The sequence below is a fragment of the Pseudomonas sp. NPDC087626 genome, assembly GCF_044743405.1.
In the GTDB taxonomy this organism is placed as follows: Bacteria; Pseudomonadota; Gammaproteobacteria; order Pseudomonadales; family Pseudomonadaceae; genus Aquipseudomonas.
The window spans coordinates 83,852-105,807 of the sequence record NZ_JBIUWJ010000007.1 but is presented as its reverse complement, the minus strand read 5'-3'; the positions used below and the strand labels follow the sequence as shown (position 1 = coordinate 105,807).

General features: G+C 62.2%; 20 protein-coding genes. 12 read left to right on the top strand and 8 right to left on the bottom strand.

Annotated features, from left to right (window positions below):
* The first annotated feature begins 92 nt into the window (after positions 1-92).
* The 7 genes from ACIOVD_RS08305 (at position 93) to ACIOVD_RS08275 (ending at position 9,104) form a co-directional block, all read left to right on the top strand.
* A complete protein-coding gene (locus ACIOVD_RS08305; protein ID WP_095164933.1) occupies positions 93-1,094 on the top strand; it encodes a phosphate ABC transporter substrate-binding protein PstS in 1,002 nt (333 codons plus the stop codon).
* 427 nt (positions 1,095-1,521) lie between these two features.
* Positions 1,522-3,555 carry an ABC transporter permease subunit gene (locus tag ACIOVD_RS08300; protein WP_401127159.1) on the top strand — a complete coding sequence of 678 codons (2,034 nt, stop codon included), beginning with the start codon at positions 1,522-1,524 and terminating at the stop codon, positions 3,553-3,555.
* A gap of 15 nt (positions 3,556-3,570) precedes the next feature.
* Entirely contained in the window at positions 3,571-5,241 is a 1,671-nt protein-coding gene (pstA, locus tag ACIOVD_RS08295; RefSeq protein WP_095164929.1) for a phosphate ABC transporter permease PstA, read from the top strand.
* 184 nt (positions 5,242-5,425) lie between these two features.
* A complete protein-coding gene (gene pstB / locus ACIOVD_RS08290) occupies positions 5,426-6,259 on the top strand; it encodes a phosphate ABC transporter ATP-binding protein PstB (protein WP_033042681.1) in 834 nt (277 codons plus the stop codon).
* Between the two features lie 111 nt (positions 6,260-6,370).
* A complete protein-coding gene (phoU, locus tag ACIOVD_RS08285) occupies positions 6,371-7,132 on the top strand; it encodes a phosphate signaling complex protein PhoU (protein ID WP_008064514.1) in 762 nt (253 codons plus the stop codon).
* 73 nt (positions 7,133-7,205) lie between these two features.
* Positions 7,206-8,126: a response regulator gene (locus ACIOVD_RS08280; RefSeq protein WP_095164926.1), complete on the top strand. Its 921-nt coding sequence runs from the start codon at positions 7,206-7,208 to the stop codon at positions 8,124-8,126.
* 84 nt (positions 8,127-8,210) lie between these two features.
* Positions 8,211-9,104 carry a peptidoglycan DD-metalloendopeptidase family protein gene (locus tag ACIOVD_RS08275; RefSeq protein ID WP_159998597.1) on the top strand — a complete coding sequence of 298 codons (894 nt, stop codon included), beginning with the start codon at positions 8,211-8,213 and terminating at the stop codon, positions 9,102-9,104.
* A gap of 52 nt (positions 9,105-9,156) precedes the next feature.
* Here the strand turns inward: ACIOVD_RS08275 and ACIOVD_RS08270 are convergent, their stop codons facing one another.
* From ACIOVD_RS08270 to phoB, 3 genes are all read right to left on the bottom strand, one after another.
* Positions 9,157-10,497, bottom strand: coding sequence for a hemolysin family protein (locus tag ACIOVD_RS08270; protein WP_095164922.1), 1,341 nt, complete (start codon positions 10,495-10,497; stop codon positions 9,157-9,159).
* A gap of 124 nt (positions 10,498-10,621) precedes the next feature.
* Positions 10,622-11,908 (bottom strand): phosphate regulon sensor histidine kinase PhoR, encoded by a 1,287-nt coding sequence (gene phoR, locus ACIOVD_RS08265; RefSeq protein WP_256585382.1) that lies wholly within the window; start codon positions 11,906-11,908, stop codon positions 10,622-10,624.
* An 81-nt stretch (positions 11,909-11,989) separates the two neighbouring features.
* Positions 11,990-12,679 (bottom strand): phosphate regulon transcriptional regulator PhoB, encoded by a 690-nt coding sequence (gene phoB, locus ACIOVD_RS08260; RefSeq protein ID WP_095164918.1) that lies wholly within the window; start codon positions 12,677-12,679, stop codon positions 11,990-11,992.
* 152 nt (positions 12,680-12,831) lie between these two features.
* On the opposite strand from phoB, the gene ACIOVD_RS08255 reads away from it, so the two are divergent.
* Positions 12,832-13,218, top strand: a complete 387-nt coding sequence (locus ACIOVD_RS08255) for a hypothetical protein (protein ID WP_401127076.1) — start codon at positions 12,832-12,834, stop codon at positions 13,216-13,218.
* 70 nt (positions 13,219-13,288) lie between these two features.
* On the opposite strand, the gene ubiA is transcribed toward ACIOVD_RS08255, so the two are convergent.
* Both ubiA and ACIOVD_RS08245 read right to left on the bottom strand, forming a co-directional pair.
* On the bottom strand, positions 13,289-14,179 hold the full coding sequence (gene ubiA / locus ACIOVD_RS08250; protein ID WP_401127074.1) for a 4-hydroxybenzoate octaprenyltransferase: 891 nt from the start codon (positions 14,177-14,179) through the stop codon (positions 13,289-13,291).
* Positions 14,179-14,742 carry a chorismate lyase gene (locus ACIOVD_RS08245; protein ID WP_095164913.1) on the bottom strand — a complete coding sequence of 188 codons (564 nt, stop codon included), beginning with the start codon at positions 14,740-14,742 and terminating at the stop codon, positions 14,179-14,181. Before ACIOVD_RS08245 ends, ubiA begins: the two co-directional genes overlap by 1 nt.
* A gap of 201 nt (positions 14,743-14,943) precedes the next feature.
* Here ACIOVD_RS08245 and ACIOVD_RS08240 point away from each other — a divergent pair, with 201 nt between their 5' ends.
* From ACIOVD_RS08240 to ACIOVD_RS08225, 4 genes are all read left to right on the top strand, one after another.
* A complete protein-coding gene (locus ACIOVD_RS08240; RefSeq protein WP_007954349.1) occupies positions 14,944-15,111 on the top strand; it encodes a rubredoxin in 168 nt (55 codons plus the stop codon).
* A gap of 19 nt (positions 15,112-15,130) precedes the next feature.
* The gene (locus ACIOVD_RS08235) at positions 15,131-16,279 is read left to right on the top strand and encodes an NAD(P)/FAD-dependent oxidoreductase (protein WP_095164911.1); all 1,149 of its coding nucleotides are present in this window, start codon (positions 15,131-15,133) and stop codon (positions 16,277-16,279) included.
* 189 nt (positions 16,280-16,468) lie between these two features.
* Positions 16,469-16,744, top strand: a complete 276-nt coding sequence (locus tag ACIOVD_RS08230; protein WP_003213368.1) for an HU family DNA-binding protein — start codon at positions 16,469-16,471, stop codon at positions 16,742-16,744.
* A gap of 272 nt (positions 16,745-17,016) precedes the next feature.
* Complete coding sequence (locus ACIOVD_RS08225) at positions 17,017-17,400, top strand: SCP2 sterol-binding domain-containing protein (RefSeq protein ID WP_095164909.1); 384 nt, start codon at positions 17,017-17,019, stop codon at positions 17,398-17,400.
* Positions 17,401-17,430: 30 nt separating this feature from the next.
* Here the strand turns inward: ACIOVD_RS08225 and ACIOVD_RS08220 are convergent, their stop codons facing one another.
* The 3 genes from ACIOVD_RS08220 to ACIOVD_RS08210 form a co-directional block, all read right to left on the bottom strand.
* Positions 17,431-18,831 (bottom strand): HDOD domain-containing protein, encoded by a 1,401-nt coding sequence (locus ACIOVD_RS08220; RefSeq protein ID WP_401127071.1) that lies wholly within the window; start codon positions 18,829-18,831, stop codon positions 17,431-17,433.
* Positions 18,832-18,908: 77 nt separating this feature from the next.
* Positions 18,909-20,984 carry an ATP-dependent DNA helicase RecG gene (gene recG, locus ACIOVD_RS08215; protein WP_095164905.1) on the bottom strand — a complete coding sequence of 692 codons (2,076 nt, stop codon included), beginning with the start codon at positions 20,982-20,984 and terminating at the stop codon, positions 18,909-18,911.
* Between the two features lie 9 nt (positions 20,985-20,993).
* Entirely contained in the window at positions 20,994-21,917 is a 924-nt protein-coding gene (locus tag ACIOVD_RS08210) for a hydrogen peroxide-inducible genes activator (protein WP_095164903.1), read from the bottom strand.
* Positions 21,918-21,956 lie beyond the last annotated feature (39 nt).

The following is a 21,956-nucleotide window of genomic DNA, read 5'->3' as shown; positions in this document are numbered from 1 at the left end:
TCATCTAATTGTCATATTCAAGTCATAGAGTGTTCACACGGCCTGCCGATACTTGGCCCCGACCTAAAACACCCTATTACCAGGAGTAAGGCATGAAACTGAAGCGTTTGATGGCGGCAATGACTTTTGTCGCTGCTGGCGTTGCGACTGCCAACGCAGTTGCCGCTGTTGACCCTGCTATCCCGAGCTACACCAAGACCACTGGTGTGTCGGGCAACCTGTCCAGCGTCGGCTCCGATACCCTGGCTAACCTCATGACCCTGTGGGCTGAGAACTACAAAAAAGAATACCCGAACGTCAATATCCAGATTCAGGCTGCCGGTTCCTCGACCGCACCACCTGCGCTGACTGAAGGCACCGCTAACCTGGGCCCGATGAGCCGCAAGATGAAGGACAACGAGCTGCAGGCCTTCGAAACCAAGTACGGCTACAAGCCGACCGCCATCCCGGTCGCCGTGGATGCCCTGGCCGTGTTCGTGCACAAAGACAACCCGATCAAGCACCTGACCATGGAACAGGTCGATGCTGTGTTCTCCTCGACTCGCCTGTGCGGCGCCAAGGCCGACGTGAAAACCTGGGGTGACCTGGGTGTGACCGGCGACCTGGCCAACAAGCCGGTACAGCTGTTCGGTCGCAACTCGGTATCCGGCACTTATGGCTACTTCAAGGAAGAAGCCCTGTGCAAAGGCGACTTCAAGCCAAACGTCAACGAACAACCGGGCTCGGCCTCGGTGGTGCAATCGATCAGCTCCTCGCTGAACGGCATCGGTTACTCGGGTATCGGCTACAAGACCGCTAGCGTGAAGACCGTGGCCCTGGCCAAGAAAGGCAGCACTGACTTCATCGAAGACACCGAAGAAAACGCCCTGAACGGCAAGTACCCACTGTCGCGTTTCCTCTACGTGTACGTCAACAAGGCCCCGAACAAGCCTCTGGCCCCGCTGGAAGCCGAGTTCGTGAAACTGATCCTGTCGAAACAGGGCCAGGAAGTGGTCGTCAAGGACGGTTACATCCCACTGCCAGCCAAGGTAGCCGCCAAGGCACTGGCTGACCTGGGTCTGCACGAAGGTGGCGCTGAAGTCGCAAAAAAGTAAAACCCTGATCCGGGCTAGCCCCGGATCAATGTAGGAGCGGGCAAGCCTCGCTCCTACACATGCCGGTGTTTACCGGCCCTCAATTTTCTATCCGCTGCCAGTTTCCACAGGCGGCGGATTTGTTGCGTCACTGCATTGTCATCTTTCTGTCATACAGGATCGCTAGGGTGTGCGCATGAATGATCTGGCCAATTCCCCAATGACTACGACTTCCCCTCCCAAGCGCATTGATTTCAATACGCCTGAGCTGCAACGCAAGCGGCGCATTCGTGCGCTCAAGGATCGCCTGACCCGCTGGTACGTGCTGATCGGCGGCCTCGCCGTGCTCGGCGCGATCACCCTGATTTTCTTCTTCCTGGCCTATGTCGTCGCCCCGCTGTTCCAGGGTGCCGAGTTGACCGCCAAAGACTCGATCACGCCTGCCTGGATGCAAGACGCCGGCAAGCCGCTGATGATTTCCCTCGAAGAGCAGAACCAGGTCGCCATGCGGGTTTCCGACAAGGGCCAGGCGCTGTTCTTTGACCTCGACAGTGGCGCCGAACTGCGTCGCGTCGACCTGCCGATCCCGGCCGGTACCAGCGTTGCCTCGATCGGTGAAGACCAGCCCGGCAGCCCGCTGGTGATCGTTGGCCTGTCCAACGGCCAGGCCCTGGTGTTCCGTCACACCTATAAAGTCAGCTACCCGGATGGCAAGAAGACCATCTCGCCGGCCATCGAGTACCCCTACGGTGAGGCGCCGATTGCGCTGAACGAGCAGGGCGCCGCGCTGGAGCACGTCAGCCTCAACGCGACCGACACGACCCTGGTGGTCGCCGGTTCCAGCGGTGCGCAGTTGCACGTCCTGGCGCTGACTAAAGAAGAAAACATGATGACCGGTGAAGTCACCAGTGATCAGCAGCGCATCGATTTGCCGCAAATGACCGAGCCGGTGAAGAACATCTTCATCGACCCGCGCCAGCAGTGGCTGTACGTGCTTAACGGCCGGGCCCAGGCCGATGTGTTCAGCCTGCGGGAAAAAAACCTCAACGGTCGCTACAAGCTACTGGAAGATGGCGAAACCCAAGTCACCGCCAGCACCCAGCTGGTGGGCGGTATCTCGCTGATCATCGGTGACTCCAAGGGCGGCCTGGCCCAATGGTTCATGGCCCGTGATCCGGATGGCGAGCAACGCCTGAAGCAGATCCGGACCTTCCAGATGGGCACCGCGCCTATCGTTGAAATCACCGCCGAAGAGCGTCGCAAAGGCTTTGTTGCCCTGGACGCGTCCGGCAAGCTCGGCGTGTTCCACAGCACCGCCCACCGCACCATGCTGGTGGACCAGGTGGTCGACGGCCAGGGCATCTTCGGCCTGTCGCCGCGTGCCAACCGGGTGATCGTGGAGCAGGGCGGCAAGCTGCAACCCTTGCTGCTCGACAACCCGCACCCGGAAGTTTCCTGGAGTGCACTGTGGAGCAAGGTCTGGTACGAAAACTACGACGAGCCTAAATACGTCTGGCAATCGACCGCGGCCAACACCGACTTCGAGCCCAAGCTGAGCTTGTCGCCGCTGACCTTCGGTACCTTGAAAGCGGCGTTCTACGCCATGCTGCTGGCCGCGCCACTGGCCATTGCAGCGGCGATCTATACCGCCTACTTCATGGCGCCTGGCATGCGCCGCAAGGTCAAGCCGGTGATCGAGCTGATGGAGGCGATGCCGACGGTGATCCTCGGCTTCTTCGCCGGCCTGTTCCTCGCTCCCTATGTGGAAGGGCACTTGCCGGGCATCTTCAGCCTGCTGCTGTTGATGCCAGTCGGTATCCTGGTGGCGGGTTTCACCTTCAGCCGCCTGCCTGAGTCGATCCGCCTGAAAGTGCCGGACGGCTGGGAAAGCGCGATCCTGATCCCGGTGATCATCTTCGTCGGCTGGCTCTCGCTGTACATGAGCCCGTACCTGGAGACCTGGTTCTTCGGTGGCGACATGCGCATGTGGATCTCCCACGACCTGGGCATTACCTACGACCAGCGCAACGCCCTGGTAGTCGGCCTGGCCATGGGTTTTGCGGTGATCCCGAACATCTACTCGATCGCCGAAGACGCCGTGTTCAGTGTGCCGCGCGGCCTGACCCTGGGCTCGCTGGCCCTGGGTGCCACGCCATGGCAGACCATGACGCGGGTGGTGATCCTGACCGCCAGCCCGGGCATTTTCTCGGCCCTGATGATCGGCATGGGGCGCGCAGTCGGCGAAACCATGATCGTGCTGATGGCCACCGGTAACACCCCGGTGATGGAGATGAACCTGTTCGAAGGCCTGCGGACCCTGGCGGCCAACGTCGCGGTGGAAATGCCGGAGTCGGAAGTCGGCGGTAGCCACTACCGCGTGCTGTTCCTCTCGGCCTTGGTGCTGCTGCTGTTCACCTTCGTCATGAATACCCTCGCGGAACTGATTCGTCAGCGTCTGCGCAAGAAATACTCGTCGCTTTAAGAAAGGTAGAAGTCTGTGAAACAGAACTCCCTGAAAGGATGGTTCAAGAGCGGCGCCCCCGGCGTCTGGATCAGCGGTGGCGCGGTGGCCATCGCCGTCATCATGACCATTGGTTTGCTGGCAGTGATTGCCGTGCGCGGCCTGGGCCACTTCTGGCCCGCCGACCTGGTGCATGCCCAGTACGATGTGCCGGGCCAGGCCAACCATGTGGTCATCGGCGAAGTGGTGCAGAAGGAACAAGTGCCACGTGAGCGCCTGAAAAGCGCGGGCCTGCCGGTCCCGGACCAGGGCCCTGAGTTCATGACCCGCGAGCTGATCAAGGTCGGCAACCGTGATCTCAACGGCAACGACTTCACCTGGATCGTCGGCGAGTGGCTGACCAACCAGACCACGCCACCGGAACTGATGGCAATCGAGCGTCGTGAATGGGGCAACTTCTACGGCTACCTGGTCAACGTCAAGCAAGACGGCAAGGTCATCGCGGAAGGCGAGGCCGCCTGGCCTGAGCTGCAAGCGCGGATCGAGCGAGTCAGCAAACTGGCGGCTGAACTCAAGACCCTGGAAAAATCCGACATTGGTGCGATCAACGCCGGCCTGGAGCGTATCCGCCTGCACGGTCGCAAGCTGGAACTGGACGGCAAGCTGGACGCCGCGGCCCAGGCCGACATGGAGTCGGATCGCGCCGAGCTCAATGCCCGCTACCAGGACATTGAAAAGCGCCTGGGTGATCTGCATGCGCAGGTCAATCGCGACAGCCTGACGGCCCGCGATGGCAACGGCAAGGAAGTCGAAATAGAACTGGGCAAGGTGGTTCACGCCTTCCAGCCGAACGCGATGAGCACCTTGACCAAGGTCGGCTTCTACTTCAGCAAGGTCTGGGAATTCCTCAGCGACGACCCACGTGAAGCCAACACCGAAGGCGGGATCTTCCCGGCGATCTTCGGCACCGTGATGATGACCCTGATCATGGCGATGATCGTCACCCCGTTTGGTGTACTGGCGGCGGTTTACCTGCGTGAATATGCACGCCAGGGCACCATGACCCGGTTGATCCGCATCGCGGTGAACAACCTGGCGGGTGTGCCGGCGATTGTCTACGGGGTGTTCGGCCTGGGCTTCTTCGTCTACGTCCTGGGTGGCTCGGTTGACCGCCTGTTCTTCCCGGAAGCCTTGCCGGCGCCGACCTTCGGTACGCCAGGACTGCTCTGGGCCTCGCTGACCCTGGCGCTGCTGGCAGTGCCGGTGGTGATCGTGGCCACCGAAGAAGGCCTGGCGCGGATTCCCCGCACCGTGCGTGAGGGCTCGTTGGCCCTCGGTGCGACCAAGGCGGAAACCCTGTGGAAGATCGTGCTGCCGATGGCCAGTCCGGCGATGATGACCGGCATGATTCTCGCGGTGGCCCGAGCGGCCGGCGAGGTAGCACCGTTGATGCTGGTGGGCGTGGTGAAACTGGCGCCGTCGTTGCCGCTGGACGGTAACTACCCGTACCTGCACCTGGACCAGAAGATCATGCACCTGGGCTTCCATATTTATGACGTCGGCTTCCAGAGCCCGAACGTCGAGGCCGCACGCCCACTGGTGTACGCCACGGCGCTGCTGCTGGTCATGGTGATCGCCACGCTCAACCTGTCGGCAGTGTGGATCCGTAACCACCTGCGCGAAAAATACAAAGCACTGGATAGCTAATACAAGTCCTGTGGGAGCTGGCTTGCCAGCGATGGCAGCACTGCGGTGTTGCTGCCAGACCGAGTCGTCTGCTTCGCTGGCAAGCCAGCTCCCACAAGGATCGACGCAAGCCACAGATTTTGAGTATTTCATTGGCTAGGCCAGTGGCTCATAAAACCGAATTTGTTAGCACAGGGAGCCTCCCATGCAGCACGAAGCACATACCCACGGCATCAACATGTCGGCCCTGGGTCGCGACAAACAGAGCCTGAACCTCGAGCAGGAAACCGTAGCCATCGAAGTGCCGGGCCTGAGCCTGTTCTACGGCGACAAACAAGCTCTGTTCGACGTCAGCATGAACATTCCCAAGCAGCGCGTGACCGCCTTCATCGGCCCGTCCGGCTGTGGCAAGTCGACCCTGCTGCGTACCTTCAACCGGATGAACGATCTGGTCGACGGTTGCCGTGTCGAAGGCGCGATCAACCTGTACGGCAACAACATCTACCGCAAGGGTGAAGACGTGGCCGAGCTGCGTCGCCGGGTCGGCATGGTGTTCCAGAAGCCCAACCCGTTCCCCAAGACCATCTATGAAAACGTGGTCTACGGTCTGCGGATCCAGGGCATCAACAAAAAACGCGTGCTCGACGAGGCGGTTGAGTGGGCGTTGAAAGGCGCGGCGCTGTGGGATGAGGTCAAGGACCGCCTGCACGAGTCGGCACTGGGCCTGTCCGGTGGTCAACAGCAGCGTCTGGTGATTGCGCGGACCATCGCCGTGGAGCCGGAAGTGCTGCTGCTCGACGAACCCTGCTCGGCACTCGACCCGATCTCGACGCTGAAGGTTGAAGAGCTGATCTACGAGTTGAAATCCAAGTTCACCATCGTCATCGTGACCCACAACATGCAACAGGCCGCCCGGGTTTCCGACTACACCGCGTTCATGTACATGGGCAAGCTGGTGGAATTCGGCGACACCGACACCCTGTTCACCAATCCGGCGAAAAAGCAGACCGAAGACTACATCACCGGACGGTACGGCTAGTTGAAGCAGCTTCAAGCGGCAAGTTAGAAGCGAAGCGGCATGGATCACCACATAACAGCTTGCAGCTTGTAGCTTGCAGCTCTTGGTTAAACGCTTTTTCGGAGCGAACGCATGATTTCCAAAGAAGGCCTCACGCATCACATTTCCGCGCAGTTCAACGCTGAGCTGGAGGAAGTGCGCAGCCACCTCCTGGCCATGGGCGGGCTGGTCGAAAAGCAGGTCAACGACGCGGTCACGGCGCTGATCGAGGCCGACTCCGGCCTGGCCCAGCAAGTGCGCGAGATCGACGACCAGATCAACCAGATGGAACGCAACATCGACGAAGAATGCCTGCGCATCCTGGCCCGTCGTCAGCCGGCGGCGTCCGACCTGCGTTTGATCATCAGCATCTCCAAGTCGGTGATCGACCTCGAGCGCATCGGCGACGAAGCCACTAAGATTGCCCGCAGAGCCATCCAGTTGTGCGAAGAAGGCGAGGCTCCGCGTGGCTACGTCGAGGTGCGCCACATTGGTGACCAGGTGCGCAACATGGTCCGCGACGCGCTGGATGCCTTCGCCCGCTTCGATGCCGACCTGGCGCTGTCCGTGGCCCAGTACGACAAGATCATCGACCGTGAGTACAAGACTGCGCTGCGCGAACTGGCCACCTACATGATGGAAGACCCGCGCTCGATCTCGCGCGTGCTGAGCATCATCTGGGTCCTGCGTTCGCTGGAGCGTATTGGCGATCACGCCCGCAACATCTCCGAGCTGGTGATCTACCTGGTGCGCGGCACGGACGTGCGTCACCTGGGCCTCAAGCGCATGAAGGAAGAAGTTGAAGGCACCAGTGGCGAAACCGCTAATGTTCCGGGTAAATCTGACGATAAGTAAGATTGCCCAAGTAAAAACGCCCGGCCATTGGCCGGGCGTTTTTGTTGGTCGGGACAATAACGAGGGGTGGTCGATGAGTAAGGTCAGTGTGTTGGTCGTGGACGATGCTGCGTTCATTCGTGATCTGATGAAGAAGTGCCTGCGCAACTACTTCCCGGGCATGCGCATCGAAGACGCGGTCAACGGCCGCAAGGCGCAAGGCCTGCTGACCCGCGAAACCTTCGACCTGGTGCTGTGCGACTGGGAGATGCCGGAAATGTCCGGCCTGGAGTTGCTGACCTGGTGCCGCGAGCAGGACGCCCTCAAGACCATGCCGTTCATCATGGTCACCAGCCGTGGCGACAAGGAAAACGTCGTCCAGGCGATCCAGGCCGGTGTTTCGGGTTATGTGAGCAAGCCCTTCACCAACGAGCAATTGCTGAGCAAGGTCAAACAGGCCCTGAATAAAATCGGCAAGCTCGATGCCTTGCTGAATCAGGCCCCGGCCAAGCTGGCACCGGCATTCGCCAATGACTCGCTGAATGCCCTGACCGCCGGCAAGGCGCCAGTGGCTGCGGCGCCAGCGCCCAACGCGTATCTGCAAAACCGCCCGGCGGAGCCCGCCAAGGGTTTGCTCAGCAGCCCGCCGATCAAGGCCCCGATGCCGTCGCCCGCCGGTGGCCGTGGCCAGGGCCAGTTGCGTCTGCCCAGCGGCATCCAGGCCTGCGTGATCAAGGCCCTGAGCATCAAGGAAGCACTGCTGGTGGTCAAACGCAGCGAGACGCTACCGCAAGTGCTCGACAGCGCCGTGCTCGACCTGGAGCAGGGTGATAACGCCGAAATCGCCCGCCTCAACGGCTACCTGCATGCCATCGTCGCCCACGAGCCGAAACCCGACAGCGAGTGGCTGCAACTGACCTTCCGCTTCGTCGACCAGGATGCCCAGAAGCTCGATTACATTTCCCGGCTGATCGCCCGGGGCACGGCGCAGAAGCACTTTGTACCGGGTGCGTAATCAGCTTTTGAAACAGCTGGCGCCAGCCTGGGGCCATTCTGACTGCTAGGCTCACCTCAAGCCTGCCCCGACAGAATGCTGCCCATGCTCGCGCGATTGCTGATTTGCTGTGGCCTGCTCATGGCCTCGAGCCTGGCCGTGGCCACGACCATCTACAAGACCCAGCACGCCAATGGCGTGGTGTCCTATAGCGATCGGCCGTCCCGTGGGTCCCAGGTGTTTGTATTCCGCGACCGGATGGATGAGCGCCTCGACCGCCAGGTGCACCTGCAGATCAAGAAGCAGGCGGGCAGCCACAGCGTGTATGTGCGCAACGACCTGTATGCGCCGGTCGAGGTCGAGTTGAGTTTTCACCAGGTGAAAAACCTCAGTGGCGTGCCCGCCCAGGCCATCCGACGGGTCCTGCCAGCGCGTAGCAACACCCGTCTGGCGCTGCTCAAGGCGTCCCGCGCCGGCAAGCCGCTGATCTATACCCCCAGGCTCAAATACGCCTTGGGCGACCCCTCAGGCGCCACGCTGAGCTATCGTTACCCACTGCCCTGGCGCGGTGGTCCGTTTCGCCTGAGTCAGGGTGCCAACGGCCAGTACAGCCATTACGGACCGAAGAATCGCTACGCCATGGACATCGCCATGCCTGAAGGCACGCCGATCATCGCGGCACGGGCCGGGGTGGTGGTGAAAACCGAGAACCGCCAGAGCGGTCGCGGCACGGATCCGGCGGGCAACTTTGTGCGGGTGCTGCACAACGACGGGACCATGGGCGTGTACCTGCACCTCAAGCAGGGTTCGGTACGGGTCCGTGAAGGGCAGCGGGTGGCGGTGGGCAGCGCCCTGGCGCTGTCCGGCAATACGGGCAACAGCAGCGGTCCGCACCTGCACTTCGTGGTGCAGCGCAATACCGGGTTGGGGCTGGTGTCGATCCCGTATCAGTTCAGCCAGCCGGTGGGCAGCCTGCCGAACTTCGCGTTGGGGAGATAGGTGGGCCTTCAGGTAAAAGATCGCAGCCTGCAGGCTGCGATCTTTCCCGGGTTCAATCGAGCATCAATACCTTGGCCAGGACGATTTTCGGGCCTTTCATCTTTTTGATGATGATCCGCAAACCTTCGACTTCCAGCACTTCTTCCTCTTCCGGTACCCGCTTGAGGCTGTCGTAGACCAGCCCGGCCAGGGTTTCGGCTTCGACGTGGTCCAGATCCACGCCCAGCAGGCGCTCGACCTTGAACAGCGGGGTGTCACCGCGGACCAGCAGCTTGCCCGGCTGGTAGGCCAGGATGCCGCGCTCGGCCTTGCGGTGTTCGTCCTGGATGTCGCCGACCAGCACTTCCAGCACGTCTTCCATGGTCAGGTAGCCGATGATGTTGCCGTCGGCTTCCTCCACCACGGCGAAGTGCGAGCCGCCTTTGCGGAACTGCTCCAGCAACTGCGACAGCGGCATGTGCCGCGACACGCGCTCCAGCGGGCGGGTCAGCTCGGCCAGGTTGAACGACTCGGGAATGTGGTCCAGCGCGGCCAGTTCCAGCAACAGGTCCTTGATGTGCAGCAGGCCGACGAACTCCTGGCGCTCGCTGTCGTACACCGGGTACCGGCTGAACTTGTGGCGGCGGAACATCGCCAGGATTTCCTTGAGTGGCGCGTTGAACTCCAGCGTCACCAGGTCTTCCCGGGAGTTGGCCCAGTCGACCACTTCCAGCTCGCCCATTTCCACGGCCGAGGCCAGCACGCGCATGCCTTGGTCGCTCGGGTCCTGGCCACGGCTGGAGTGCAGGATCAGTTTCAGTTCTTCACGGCTGTAGTGGTGCTCGTGATGCGGGCCGGGCTCACCCTGGCCGGCAATGCGCAGGATCGCATTGGCACTGGCGTTGAGCAGGTAGATGGCCGGGTACATGGCCCAGTAGAACAGGTACAGCGGCACGGCTGTCCACAGCGACAGCAGCTCGGGCTTGCGGATCGCCCAGGATTTCGGAGCCAGCTCACCGACCACGATGTGCAGGTAGGAAATGATGAAGAAAGCGGTAAAGAACGACACGCCCTTGATCACTTCCGGCGATTCGACGCCCACGGCGCCCAGCAGCGGCTCGAGAATGTGCGCAAACGCCGGTTCACCCACCCAGCCCAGGCCGAGGGAGGCGAGGGTGATACCCAGTTGGCAGGCCGACAGGTAGGCGTCGAGCTGACTGTGCACGGTGCGCAGGATGTGGCCGCGCCAGCCGTTCTTGTCGGCAATCGCCTCGACCCGGGTCGAGCGCAGTTTGACCATGGCAAATTCCGCCGCAACGAAGAAGCCGTTGAGCAAAACCAGGATCAGTGCAAAAAGAATCATGCCGAAATCGGCGAAGAGTGTAGCGAGGGACAAGCCAGGGGAAGGGTCCATGATGGAGTTTTGCGGGTTCCGTATATTCGAATAAAGGGGGTGCAGACGAGCCTGAAAGGCAGGCCCAAGTCAGCCAATGTAGCGGCTGACAGGGCAATTGCCTAGGGGGAAGTAGCGCGGGGGGCTAGTCGGTCAGGCTGCTGGTGCGTGATTTGCTCACCTGCACCGGCACAAAATGGCAGGTGAAGGTGCTGCCATGGCCTGGCACGCTGCTGATTTCCATCCGGGCGCGGTGGCGCAGCAGTACGTGCTTGACGATCGCCAGGCCCAGGCCGGTGCCGCCGGTGTTGGAGTTGCGGCTCGAGTCGACGCGGTAGAAGCGTTCGGTCAGGCGTGGCAGGTGCTTATTGTCGATGCCGATCCCCGAGTCCTGCACGCTCAGGTGCGCGCCTTGCTCATCGCCCCACCAGCGGATGCGGATATGGCCTTCGGCCGGGGTGTATTTCACCGCATTGAACACCAGGTTGGAGAACGCGCTGCGCAACTCGGCCTCGCTGCCCTTGAGCTGAATCGAGGGGTCGGCTTCCAGGGTGATTTGCTGGTTGCGTTGCCCGGACAGCGCCAGGGCGTCGCCCTTGATCGACTGCAGCAGGCTGTCGATTGCCACTGGCTGGTTGTCCGAGGGGTAGTCGGTGGCCTCGAGCTTGGCCAGTAGCAGCAAGTCATTGAGCAAGGTCTGCATGCGACCGCCTTGCTGCTGCATCTGCTGCAGCGCGCGGGTCCAGCGCGGGTTCACGTCTTCGACGTTGTCCAGCAGGGTTTCCAGGTAGCCGCTGATTACCGTCAGTGGCGTGCGCAGTTCATGGGAGACGTTGGCGATGAAATCCTTGCGCATCTGTTCCAGCTGATGGATGCGCGTCACGTCGCGCACCAGCATCAGGTGCTCATTGTTGCCATAACGGGTGATGTACAGCTGGATGCGCATCCGATCGTTGGTCGGCGAGGGGATTTCCAGCGGCTCGGCGTAGCTGTCTTGCTCGAAGTACTCCTTGAAGCGCGGGTGGCGCACCAGGTTGGTCACCGGTTGGCCGCTGTCCTGGGGCGTCTTGAGTCCCAGCAGGGTTTCGGCGGCGCGGTTCCACCATTCCAGGTTGCCATCGCTGTCGAGCATCACCACCGCGTCCTTGAGTGCCGCTGTGGACTCCTGGACCCGGTCGATCACCGCTTGCAGGCGCCCGCGCACCCGTTGATCGCGGCGTTGCAGGTGGTAGATGCTGTCGAATACTTCGCCCCACAGGCCGTAGCCATCGGGCGGTGCTTCATCGGGTTTGTGCAGGCGCAGCCACTCGTGCAGGCGCAGCAATTGCTTGAGGGTCCAGCCCAGGTAAAGACCCAGGCCCACGGCCAGGCTCCAGCCGTAATAGCCGGTGATCAGGCCGATCACCAGGCAGCCGGTGACCAGCAGCAGCATGTGGCGGATCAGGGTGCCATGCCAGTTTTGATTCACTTGAACATGCGTCCTTGTCAGCGTTTGGAGCGGGTCGGGGTGTAATCAGGCCTTGGTCGAAAAACGATAGCCGGTGCCGCGCACGGTTTGTACCAGACTTTCGTAAGCATCACCCAGGGCTTTGCGCAGGCGACGGATGTGCACGTCCACGGTGCGCTCCTCGACATACACATTGCCGCCCCAGACCTGGTCCAGCAACTGGCCACGGGTGTAGGCGCGTTCCTGGTGGGTCATGAAAAACTGCAGTAGGCGGTATTCGGTAGGGCCCATCTCGGCCGGTTTACCGTCGATGGTTACCCGGTGGCTGATCGGGTCCAGCAGCAGGCCGCCCACTTCAATCGGGGCTTCACCTTCGGTAGGGCCGGTGCGGCGCAGCACAGCCTTGAGGCGAGCGACCAGCTCGCGGGGGGAAAACGGCTTGGTGATGTAGTCATCCGCGCCCACTTCCAGGCCCTGGATCTTGTTGTCTTCTTCGCCCTTGGCGGTGAGCATGATGATCGGGATATCACCGGTCAGCTCGTCACGCTTGAGGCGGCGGGCCAGTTCGATCCCCGAGGTGCCAGGCAGCATCCAGTCGAGCAGGATCAGGTCCGGTTTGCGGTCGACGATAATGGCGTGCGCCTGTTGGGCGTTCTCCGCCTCCAGGCAGTCATAGCCGGCCATTTCCAACGCAACGGCGATCATTTCGCGAATGGGCGCTTCGTCGTCGACGATCAGAATGCTCCTGCCAACCATGGGTTTAATCCTCTTGTCATTTAACTGTCTTGCGCCGCATTAGATAACGGAATTATTGCAGTCGTGTTACAGCATTCCAGTGTCTCTGCGAGGCGCGTGATCCTGGGCTAAGCTCTAAGTCCGAATCCTGACTACCACAAAAGAAGGTTTCCATGACTGACTATGCTCACTCCTTCAAGGCCTTGGTACTCGCTGCTGCCCTGGCCTTGCCGGCAATCGCCATGGCTGCCGAGCCGGCAATGATGAAAGGCGGCATGATGGTCGATCCCCAGGGCATGACGTTGTACACGTTCGACAAGGACAGTGGTGGAAAGTCGATGTGTAACGACGATTGCGCAAAAAACTGGCCACCGCTGACGGCGCCGGCGGATGCCAAGGCCGACGGCAAATGGACAGCGATCAAGCGTGACGACGGCAAGATGCAATGGGCGTATGACGGCAAGCCGCTGTACACCTTCGTCAAGGACGAAAAGCCCGGCGAAATGAAGGGCGACAAGATGAAAGACGTCTGGCACGTGGTTCATGAGTCGCAGAAATAACCCGTTGTTGTAGCCGCTGGCGAAGGCTGCGTCCGGCTGCGCCAGCTGCTACAAAATCTCCACCGCCCCGTCAGCGCAACGCGTAATCCAGCACGATCCCGACAAAAATCGCCAATCCTGCCCAGTGATTGTGCAGGAACGCCCGGAAGCACTTCAGTCGGTCCCGGTCGCGGGTGTACCAGAACTCCCAGGCGAAACAGCCGGCAGCCGCCAGCAAGCCGAGGTGGAACCAGCCGCCCAGGGCGAACTTCGAGCCGGCCAGCCACAGGCAGCCCAGTGCCAGCCCCTGCAGCGTGAGAATGATTGCCCGGTCGGCATCGCCAAACAGGATCGCCGTGGATTTCACGCCGATCCTCAGATCATCATCGCGGTCGGTCATGGCGTAGTAGGTGTCGTAGCCAACCGTCCACAGCAAGTTGGCGATCCACAGCAGCCAGGCGATGGCCGGCAGCTCGCCGGTCTCGGCGGTGAACGCCATCGGCATGCCCCACGAGAACGCGGCGCCCAGCACCACTTGCGGGTAATAGGTGTAGCGCTTCATGAAGGGGTAGCTGGCCGCCAGTGCCAGGCCACCGAATGACAACCAGATCGTCGCCGCGTTGGTGCACAGCACCAGCAGGAAGCTCAGGCCCATCAGCAGCGCAAAGAACACCAGCGCCTCCCGGGAGCTGATTCTGCCGGCAGCCAGTGGGCGTTGGGCGGTACGCTTTACATGGCCGTCGACCTTGCGGTCGGCCCAGTCGTTGATCACGCAGCCGCCGGCGCGGGTCAGTATCACGCCGAGGATAAAAATCACGATGTTGGCCAGGGACGGCGAGCCTTCACCTGCAATCCACAGTGCCCACAGGGTCGGCCACAACAGCAGGTAGATGCCAATGGGTTTGTCCATGCGCGTCAACTGGACGAAGTCCCAGGCGCGCGGGTTCAAGCGATTCAGCGATTTGAGCAGGTTCTGGTACATCAGCCATTCTCCGCAGGCGCGCCAACCGCCCGCCACAGGGCCGGCAAGAAGATTTCTGCGACCAGCACGCTCAAGCCACCGCGGTCGAAACGCGAACGGCGGCCCCACAAGGCCGGGGCCTGAACCTCAGGGGGCAGCCAATCAACGGGGTAGTGGCAGACCTCGATGGCGCGGCGCTGGAACGCCTGGTCGCAGAACAGCAACTCCCCCAGGGAGCGGCTGCCCAGTTCATCCATGTTCAAGCCGCCATCGCGCAACGCACTGCGCGCCGCCACGCTGCGGGCAAATACCCAGGCCTGGCCGTGGCCACGCAAATACACCTCGCGCACCCAACCTTCACTGTCCGCTGGCAAGTCGAGGACGGCGCACTCATCGGCGCGCAACGGCTGCCAACCTTCGTACAGCGGCGTGACGCTGAAACCGTCATTCGACAAGCGCGTCAGGCGTCGGGTGAGCGAGCCTTGATCGAACAGCCAGTCGAGGGTTTGCGCATCGGGAAGGGGTGTCAGCTGGCTTTGCGGTAGCCAGAGCGGAGTCGGGGCGAGGGCGTTTGAGTGCGGCACAGTGAGTCATTATTGGCAGCAAATGAGGCGGCGAGCTTAACATGTTGGTCGGCGATATTGAGTGATCGGACCGGCCTGTGGCGTCGAACACGCTTGCATCTGTCGAGTGCGATCAGTACAAAACGCCCTGAGCCGGACGGCGGACCCTTGGCGGGCGACTGTCCGCGCCAGATAAAGCCTGTGAATCCGAGGAAACAAGCAATGAAGAAGTGGCAATGCGTAGTCTGTGGGCTGATCTACAACGAAGCCGACGGCTGGCCGGATGACGGCATCGCACCGGGTACCCTGTGGCAGGACGTGCCAGAAGACTGGCTGTGCCCGGACTGCGGCGTGGGCAAGATGGATTTCGAAATGATTGAAATCAACTAACCGATTCGAGGAGTAAGGAATGAACGCACCTGTCGTGATCGTCGGCACTGGGCTGGCTGGCTACAACCTGGCCCGGGAGTTTCGCAAACTCGATGGCGAAACTCCGCTGTTGCTGATTACCGCAGATGACGGGCGTTCCTACTCCAAGCCGATGCTCTCCACCGGCTTTGGCAAGAACAAGGACGCCGACGGCCTGAGCATGGCCGAGCCTGGCGCCATGGCCGAGCAGCTCAAGGCCGAGGTGCGCACCCATACGCGCATCAGCGGCATCGACCCGGGCCACAAGCGCCTGTGGATTGGTGAAGAGGCGGTAGCCTATCGCGACCTGATCCTGGCCTGGGGCGCAGAAACCGTGCGTGTGCCGGTGCAGGGGGACGCGCCAGAGGCGATCTTCCCGATCAATGACCTGGAAGACTATGCCCGTTTTCGCGCAGCCGCCGCCGGCAAGCGCCGGGTGCTGTTGCTGGGGGCCGGGCTGATCGGCTGTGAGTTTGCCAATGACCTGATCCTCGGTGGTTATGAGGTGCAACTCGTAGCGCCGTGCGAGCAGGTCATGCCGACGTTGCTGCACCCAGCCGCCGCGGCTGCGGTGCAAGCCGGGCTGGAAAGCCTGGGGGCGAAATTCCACCTGGGGCCGGTGCTCAACCGTTTGCAGCGCACCGCTGACGGCCTGGAAGGGCATTTGTCCGACGGCCAGGTGCTGCCTTGTGACGTGGTGGTCTCGGCCATTGGCCTGCGCCCGCGAATTGATCTGGCGGCGGCCGCCGGTTTGCAGACCAATCGTGGGGTGATGGTGGACCGGCACCTGAAAACCTCCCACGCCAATATCTATGCCCTGGGTGACTGTGCCGAGGTCGATGGGCTGAATCTGCTGTACGTGATGCCGCTCATGAGTTGTGCGCGGGCGCTGGCACAAACCCTGGCCGGCAACCCGACCGCGGTGAGCTACGGAGCGATGCCGATCACCGTGAAAACCCCGGTGTGCCCGCTGGTGGTTTCCCCGCCGCCACGGGGCTCTGAGGGCGTCTGGACGGTGGAGGGGCAGGGCGCCGACATCAAGGCGCTGTGCCGCGACAGCAGCGGCAAGCTCCTGGGTTACGCCCTTACGGGGGCGGCGGTGATGGACAAATTGGCTCTAAACAAGGAGCTTCCGGCGCTTCTGGCATAAATACAGGTCGTTCTGTCGGAATCACCCCGCTTTAACCCCTACAAAGGTCGCGTCGAGACTGGCGTAGCCCGTATCCGCGTGCCATCCTCACACCCGTCTGCCGCAGAGTAGAGCCTGCGGCGCCTTGGGCGCTGTTCCGGAAGAACAGCACGGACATAACAACAAAAAACCGTCAAAGAGGCTTCACTCATGCGTAAACCAGAACTCGCCGCCGCAATCGCCGAAAAAGCTGATCTCACCAAAGAGCAGGCCAACCGCGTTCTCAACGCCGTTCTTGAAGAGATCACCGGCGCACTGCACCGCAAGGACAGCGTCACCCTGGTAGGGTTCGGCACTTTCCTGCAGCGCCACCGTGGTGCCCGCACCGGCAAAAACCCGCAGACCGGTGAGCCAGTGAAAATCAAGGCCAGCAACACCGTCGCGTTCAAGCCAGGCAAATCGTTGAAAGACAGCGTTAATCCGTAACCCCCGACCACCCTCCCGTATAACGGGTGAGCTGGATCGAAAAATGGGCACGCCAATCAGGTTGGGTGCCCATTTTTTGTGGCCGCTGACTTGGGCTGGCTGCGGGCAAAAACTGGCCAGCGGAGGTCTTTGGTTTGAATCGTTGACGGTGACTTGGTAGTCATCTTACGTAAAAAGCAGCTCATCTCCCGACAACGATAGGTAACAGTGGCGTTCCAGTTTGAACTCGTTAAACTGCCCCGGCGTTCACTTTTTTCTTCTGGGGCTTGAGCATGAAATTTCGTTTTCTCCTGTGGATGCTGGGCTTGCTGATGCGCAAGGCCAGCCGGACCAACCCGGCTTTTCAGCAGCAGTTGGCCGACAAGGACCTGGTGTTCCAGTTGCAGACGCAGGACGGCAAGGTGGCACGGCATTTCGTGGTCAAAGACCAGCGCATCACCAGCAAGTCCGGGCTGTATGCCGAGCCGGCCTTCGCCATCGCTTTCAAGGACGCAGCCTACGGTTTCGCCACGATGCAGGCGAAGAACAAGCAACTGGCATTCATGACCGGGATCCAGGACAAGTCGATCCAGATCAAGGGCAACCCAGCGCTGGTGATGTGGTTCCAGGGGCTGACCAAGTATCTGAAACCGCGCAAGGCCAAGCCTAAGGCGTGAGGCCGACGCTGGCGCCGGGCAGCGTAGTGCCTAGGTGTGGGAGAACTGCGACGCCAGTTCGCGCAACAGCACTTCGGCATCCAGCACCTTGCTGACCGCTTCCTCGGCTTTGTCGCGGGTCAGGCCCAGGCGCTCGAGCAGGGCGTCGGGGATGTTGGTGTCCGGGCCGGAACCGACGCCTCGGCTGCGCAGCAGGCGTACGGCCAGACACACCAGGTTGGCATACTCGGCGAATTCGCCGTCGTAGCTTGGGTCGTGCTGGAAGCGCAGGGCGGTGGCCAGTTCGTCGGGCATGTCCCAGTGGCGCATCAGCCAGGCGCCGATCTGTTCCCGGCTGATCCCCAGCAAATGCTGCTCGATATAGGTGTGGCACAGGTGCGGGTTGACCTCCAGGTGACGGCAGATCAGCGAGAAGTGTGGCGGGAAGACATGGGCCAACAGCAGGTAGCCAAAGTTGTGCAGCAGGCCCGCCAGGTAGGTCAGGCCGGCTTCCGGGCGTTGGGCCCGCGGCATGGCCCGGGTCAGGCCTTCGATGACGGCGGCGGTGTAGATCGACTGCTGCCAGTACGGCGTGGCCTGTTGTGGGTGATCCTTGGGCAGGCTCAGGGTTTTCCCCAGGGCCAGGCCCAGCGCCAGGTTGATCACCAGGTCAAAGCCCAGTACGCGGACAATTGCGTCTTCCACCGAGCGGATCTTGCCCGGTGACGCGTAGTACGGCGATGCCGCCCAGCTCACGACCTGGGCGGCGAGTGCCGGATCGGTTTCGACGACGCCGGTGATGTCGTCGATGGTGGCATTGGGGTCGACCCGCAGTTTGATGATTTTCTGTGCGGAACCGGCCAGGGGTGGAATCTCGATGGTCGCTTCCAGGCGTTGCTGGATGCGGCGCGCGGTGAAGGCCTGGACGGCCTGGGTGATTTCCTCGCGGTCATCTCCTGGTCGGTCGAGGTTCGGTCGGATGCGGCTCAGCGGCTCGCCAAAATTTGCGGCGCTGGCCTGGGTGAGCATGCTCTTGAAGTCTTCGCCGCGGATTTCCAGGAGCATGCCTGGCTCGCCGGAATTGATCAGCAGCAGTGGCTGGTCGAGCAGGCTTTGTTCGTACAGGCACGGAGAGCTGGTGAGGGCCGGCAGGCCGGGCAGCAGGCTCAGGTTGTGCTTGCCAAGCATGCGCTCCAGGCGGTCCTGCGGCACTGCGGTGAGGCGGCGACCGGTGAGTTCGGCCAGGCGATTGAGGTCCAGCAACTGGCTCTGCGGGAACAGCACCATGAGCGCACCGATGGCGTCGTCGAGCAGCACTGCCTGGACCTTGCGCTCGGCATTCAGGCCTGGATGTTCAAGCACTTCGGTGTAGCCGATGCCTAGCTTGCGGAGCAATAGCCGGATAACCGACGGCGTGTGCGGGGTTTCGCCAGCGAGAGCAACTTCAGTCATGGTCTGGATCCGATCCCTACAATTTCGAGAGTATAACCAGCTTGCGGGTGCCCTTGCTGGCCAAGCCAGGCGACACGTTACACCTGGCCGTATTGTTGACCATGGCGTAGCCAGCGATCCAGCAACGGGCTGACATGGTGCGGCCAACGTTCCAGCAGCGCCTGGGCCGCGTCGCGCACCGCGGGTAACAGGTCGGCGTCGCGCATCAGGTCGGCGACCTTGAATTGCAGCAGGCCGGTCTGGCGAGTGCCAAGCATTTCGCCGGGGCCGCGCAGCTCAAGGTCCTTTTCGGCGATCACAAATCCGTCGTTGGTTTCGCGCATGATGCCCAGGCGTTGCCGGCCGATCTGCGACAGTGGTGGGTGGTAGAGCAGCACGCAGTGGCTGGCGGCGCTGCCTCGGCCCACCCGGCCACGCAGTTGGTGCAATTGCGCCAGGCCCAGGCGCTCCGGGTTTTCGATGATCATCAAGCTGGCATTGGGCACGTCGACCCCGACTTCGATCACCGTGGTGGCCACCAGCAGTTGCAGGGCCCCGGCCTTGAACTCGGCCATCACCGCGGCCTTTTCCGCAGGCTTCATGCGGCCGTGGATCAGCCCCACCTTCAATTCGCCGAGGGCGGCGGTGAGGTCGGCAAAGGTGGTCTCGGCGGCCTGGCAGGTGAGTTCTTCCGACTCCTCGATCAGGGTGCACACCCAATACGCCTGGCGCCCTTCGGCACAAGCCCCGCGCACGCGCTCGATGACTTCGACGCGGCGCGTGTCGGTGACCAGCACGGTATTGACCGGGGTGCGCCCGGGCGGCAGTTCATCGAGGATCGAGGTGTCGAGGTCGGCGTAGGCGCTCATGGCCAGGGTGCGTGGAATCGGCGTGGCGGTCATGATCAACTGGTGTGGACACATCCGCCCGCCCACGCCTTTCTGGCGCAGCGCGAGGCGTTGCTGGACGCCGAAGCGGTGTTGTTCGTCGATGATCACCAGCGCCAGGTTCTTGAACTGCACTTCATCCTGAAACAGTGCGTGGGTGCCGACCACCATTGGCGTGCCGCTGGCGATCTGTTCGAGGGCGGCGACACGGTTCTTGCCCTTGAGCTTGCCGGCCAGCCAGGCGACTTCCAGGCCCAGGGGCTCGAGCCAGCGCTTGAAGGTGATGAAGTGTTGTTCGGCGAGAATCTCGGTGGGCGCCATCAATGCCACCTGGTAGCCAGCTTCCAGCGCTTGCAGGGCGGCGAGGGCGGCGACTACGGTCTTGCCGGCGCCGACATCGCCCTGGATCAGCCGCAGCATGGGCTCGTGCTGGCTCATGTCGTAGGCGATTTCATTGCCCACCCGTTGCTGCGCGCCGGTCGGCGGGAAGCCCAGGTTGGCCAGGTATTGGGCCGGCAATCGGCTGGCTTTGGGCATGGCCGGCGCGCGTAGCGAACGCATGCTTTCGCGCAGGCGTTGTTGCGACAACTGATGGGTCAGCAACTCTTCGAATGCCAGGCGATGTTGCGCCCAGTGGTGGCCCAGGGCGAGTTCGTCGACATCGGCATCGGCGGGTGGGTGATGCAGGTAGCGGATTGCGTCGTCCAGCGGCGCCAGTTGGTAGTCACGCGCCAGTTCGCTGGGCAACCAGTCCGGCAGGCTGCTGGGACCGAGCAGGGTCAGGGTTTGCTGGCACAGTTGGCGCAAACGCTGTTGGGTCAGGCCTTCGGTGAGCGGGTAGACCGGGGTCAGGGTTTCATCTACCGGCGGCGGTTCGTCGCCGGTGATGGCGCGGTACTCCGGGTGGTAGATCTCCAGGCCTGATGCGCCGGGCCGTGCTTCGCCGTAGCAGCGCACGCGGGTGCCGCGTTTCAGGCCTTCCTTTTGCGCGTTGCTGAAATGGTAGAAACGCAGGCTCAAGCCGCCGGTGCCGTCCTGCAGGCGTACTACCAGGCTGCGGCGCCGGCCCATGACCACGTCGGCGCCGCTGACGGTGCCTTCGATCACAGCATCCTGCCCGGGCCGCAAATGACCGATGGGCACCACGCGAGTGCGGTCTTGATAGCGCAGCGGCAGGTGAAACAGTACGTCCTGGAGGTTCTCCAGACCGACCTTGGCGAGTTTTTCGGCCATGGCTTCGCCGACACCCTTGAGTGCCGTGACCGACACTTGCGACAGCTCCGTCATGGCGAACGCTTAACCCGCAGCCGTGGCCGGCTTGGCCACCGAGCAGAGACGGATCGAGTCGGCGAGGATTTCAATTGCTTTGGGCCGCGGGAAGCTGGCGCGCCAGGCGATGGCCACGGTGCGGAACGGCACCGGTGGGGTCAGCGGGCGCACTTCGATCACGCCGGGGGCGTAGTGGTGACTGTCGACGGCCGACAGCGGCAGGATCGAGATGCCCAAGCCCGAGGCCACCATGTGGCGGATGGTTTCCAGCGAGCTGGATTCGACCGTGGTGTGCTTGGCACCGTCGTTGCCCTTGGCCAGGGTCGGGCAGGCTTCGAGGACCTGGTCGCGGAAGCAGTGACCTTCACCGAGCAGCAACAGGCTCTTGTCGTTGAGCAGGCTGGCGTCGATGGTGTCTTTCTGGGTCCAGGGGTGCTGGGCCGGCATCAGGACGTAGAACGGCTCGTCGTAGAGTTGCAGGGTCAACACGTCGGCTTCGTTGAACGGCAGGGCGATGATGATCGCGTCCAGCTCGCCGTTGCGCAGTTTGTCGCGCAGCACGTGGGTGAAGTTCTCTTCGATGTACAACGGCATCTGCGGGGCGACCCGGTGCAGTTGTGGAATCAGGTGCGGGAACAGGTACGGGCCGACGGTGTAGATCGCGCCGACCTTGAGCGGCGCGGTCAGCTGGTTCTTGCCGGCCTGGGCCAGTTCACGGATGCCTTGGGCCTGCTCCAGGACCTTCTGGGCCTGGGCGACGATGCCTTCGCCGACCGGAGTCAGGCGCACCGCGCTTTTGCTGCGCTCGAAAATCAGCACACCGAGTTCGTCTTCAAGCTTTTTCACGCCCACCGACAGGGTCGGCTGACTGACGTGGCAGCGTTCAGCCGCGTGGCCGAAATGCTGTTCTTGGGCGAGGGTAACGATGTAGCGTAATTCTGTGAGGGTCATAGCGGGCGTCCGTGAAGTTGCGGGCCAAGCATACCGGCT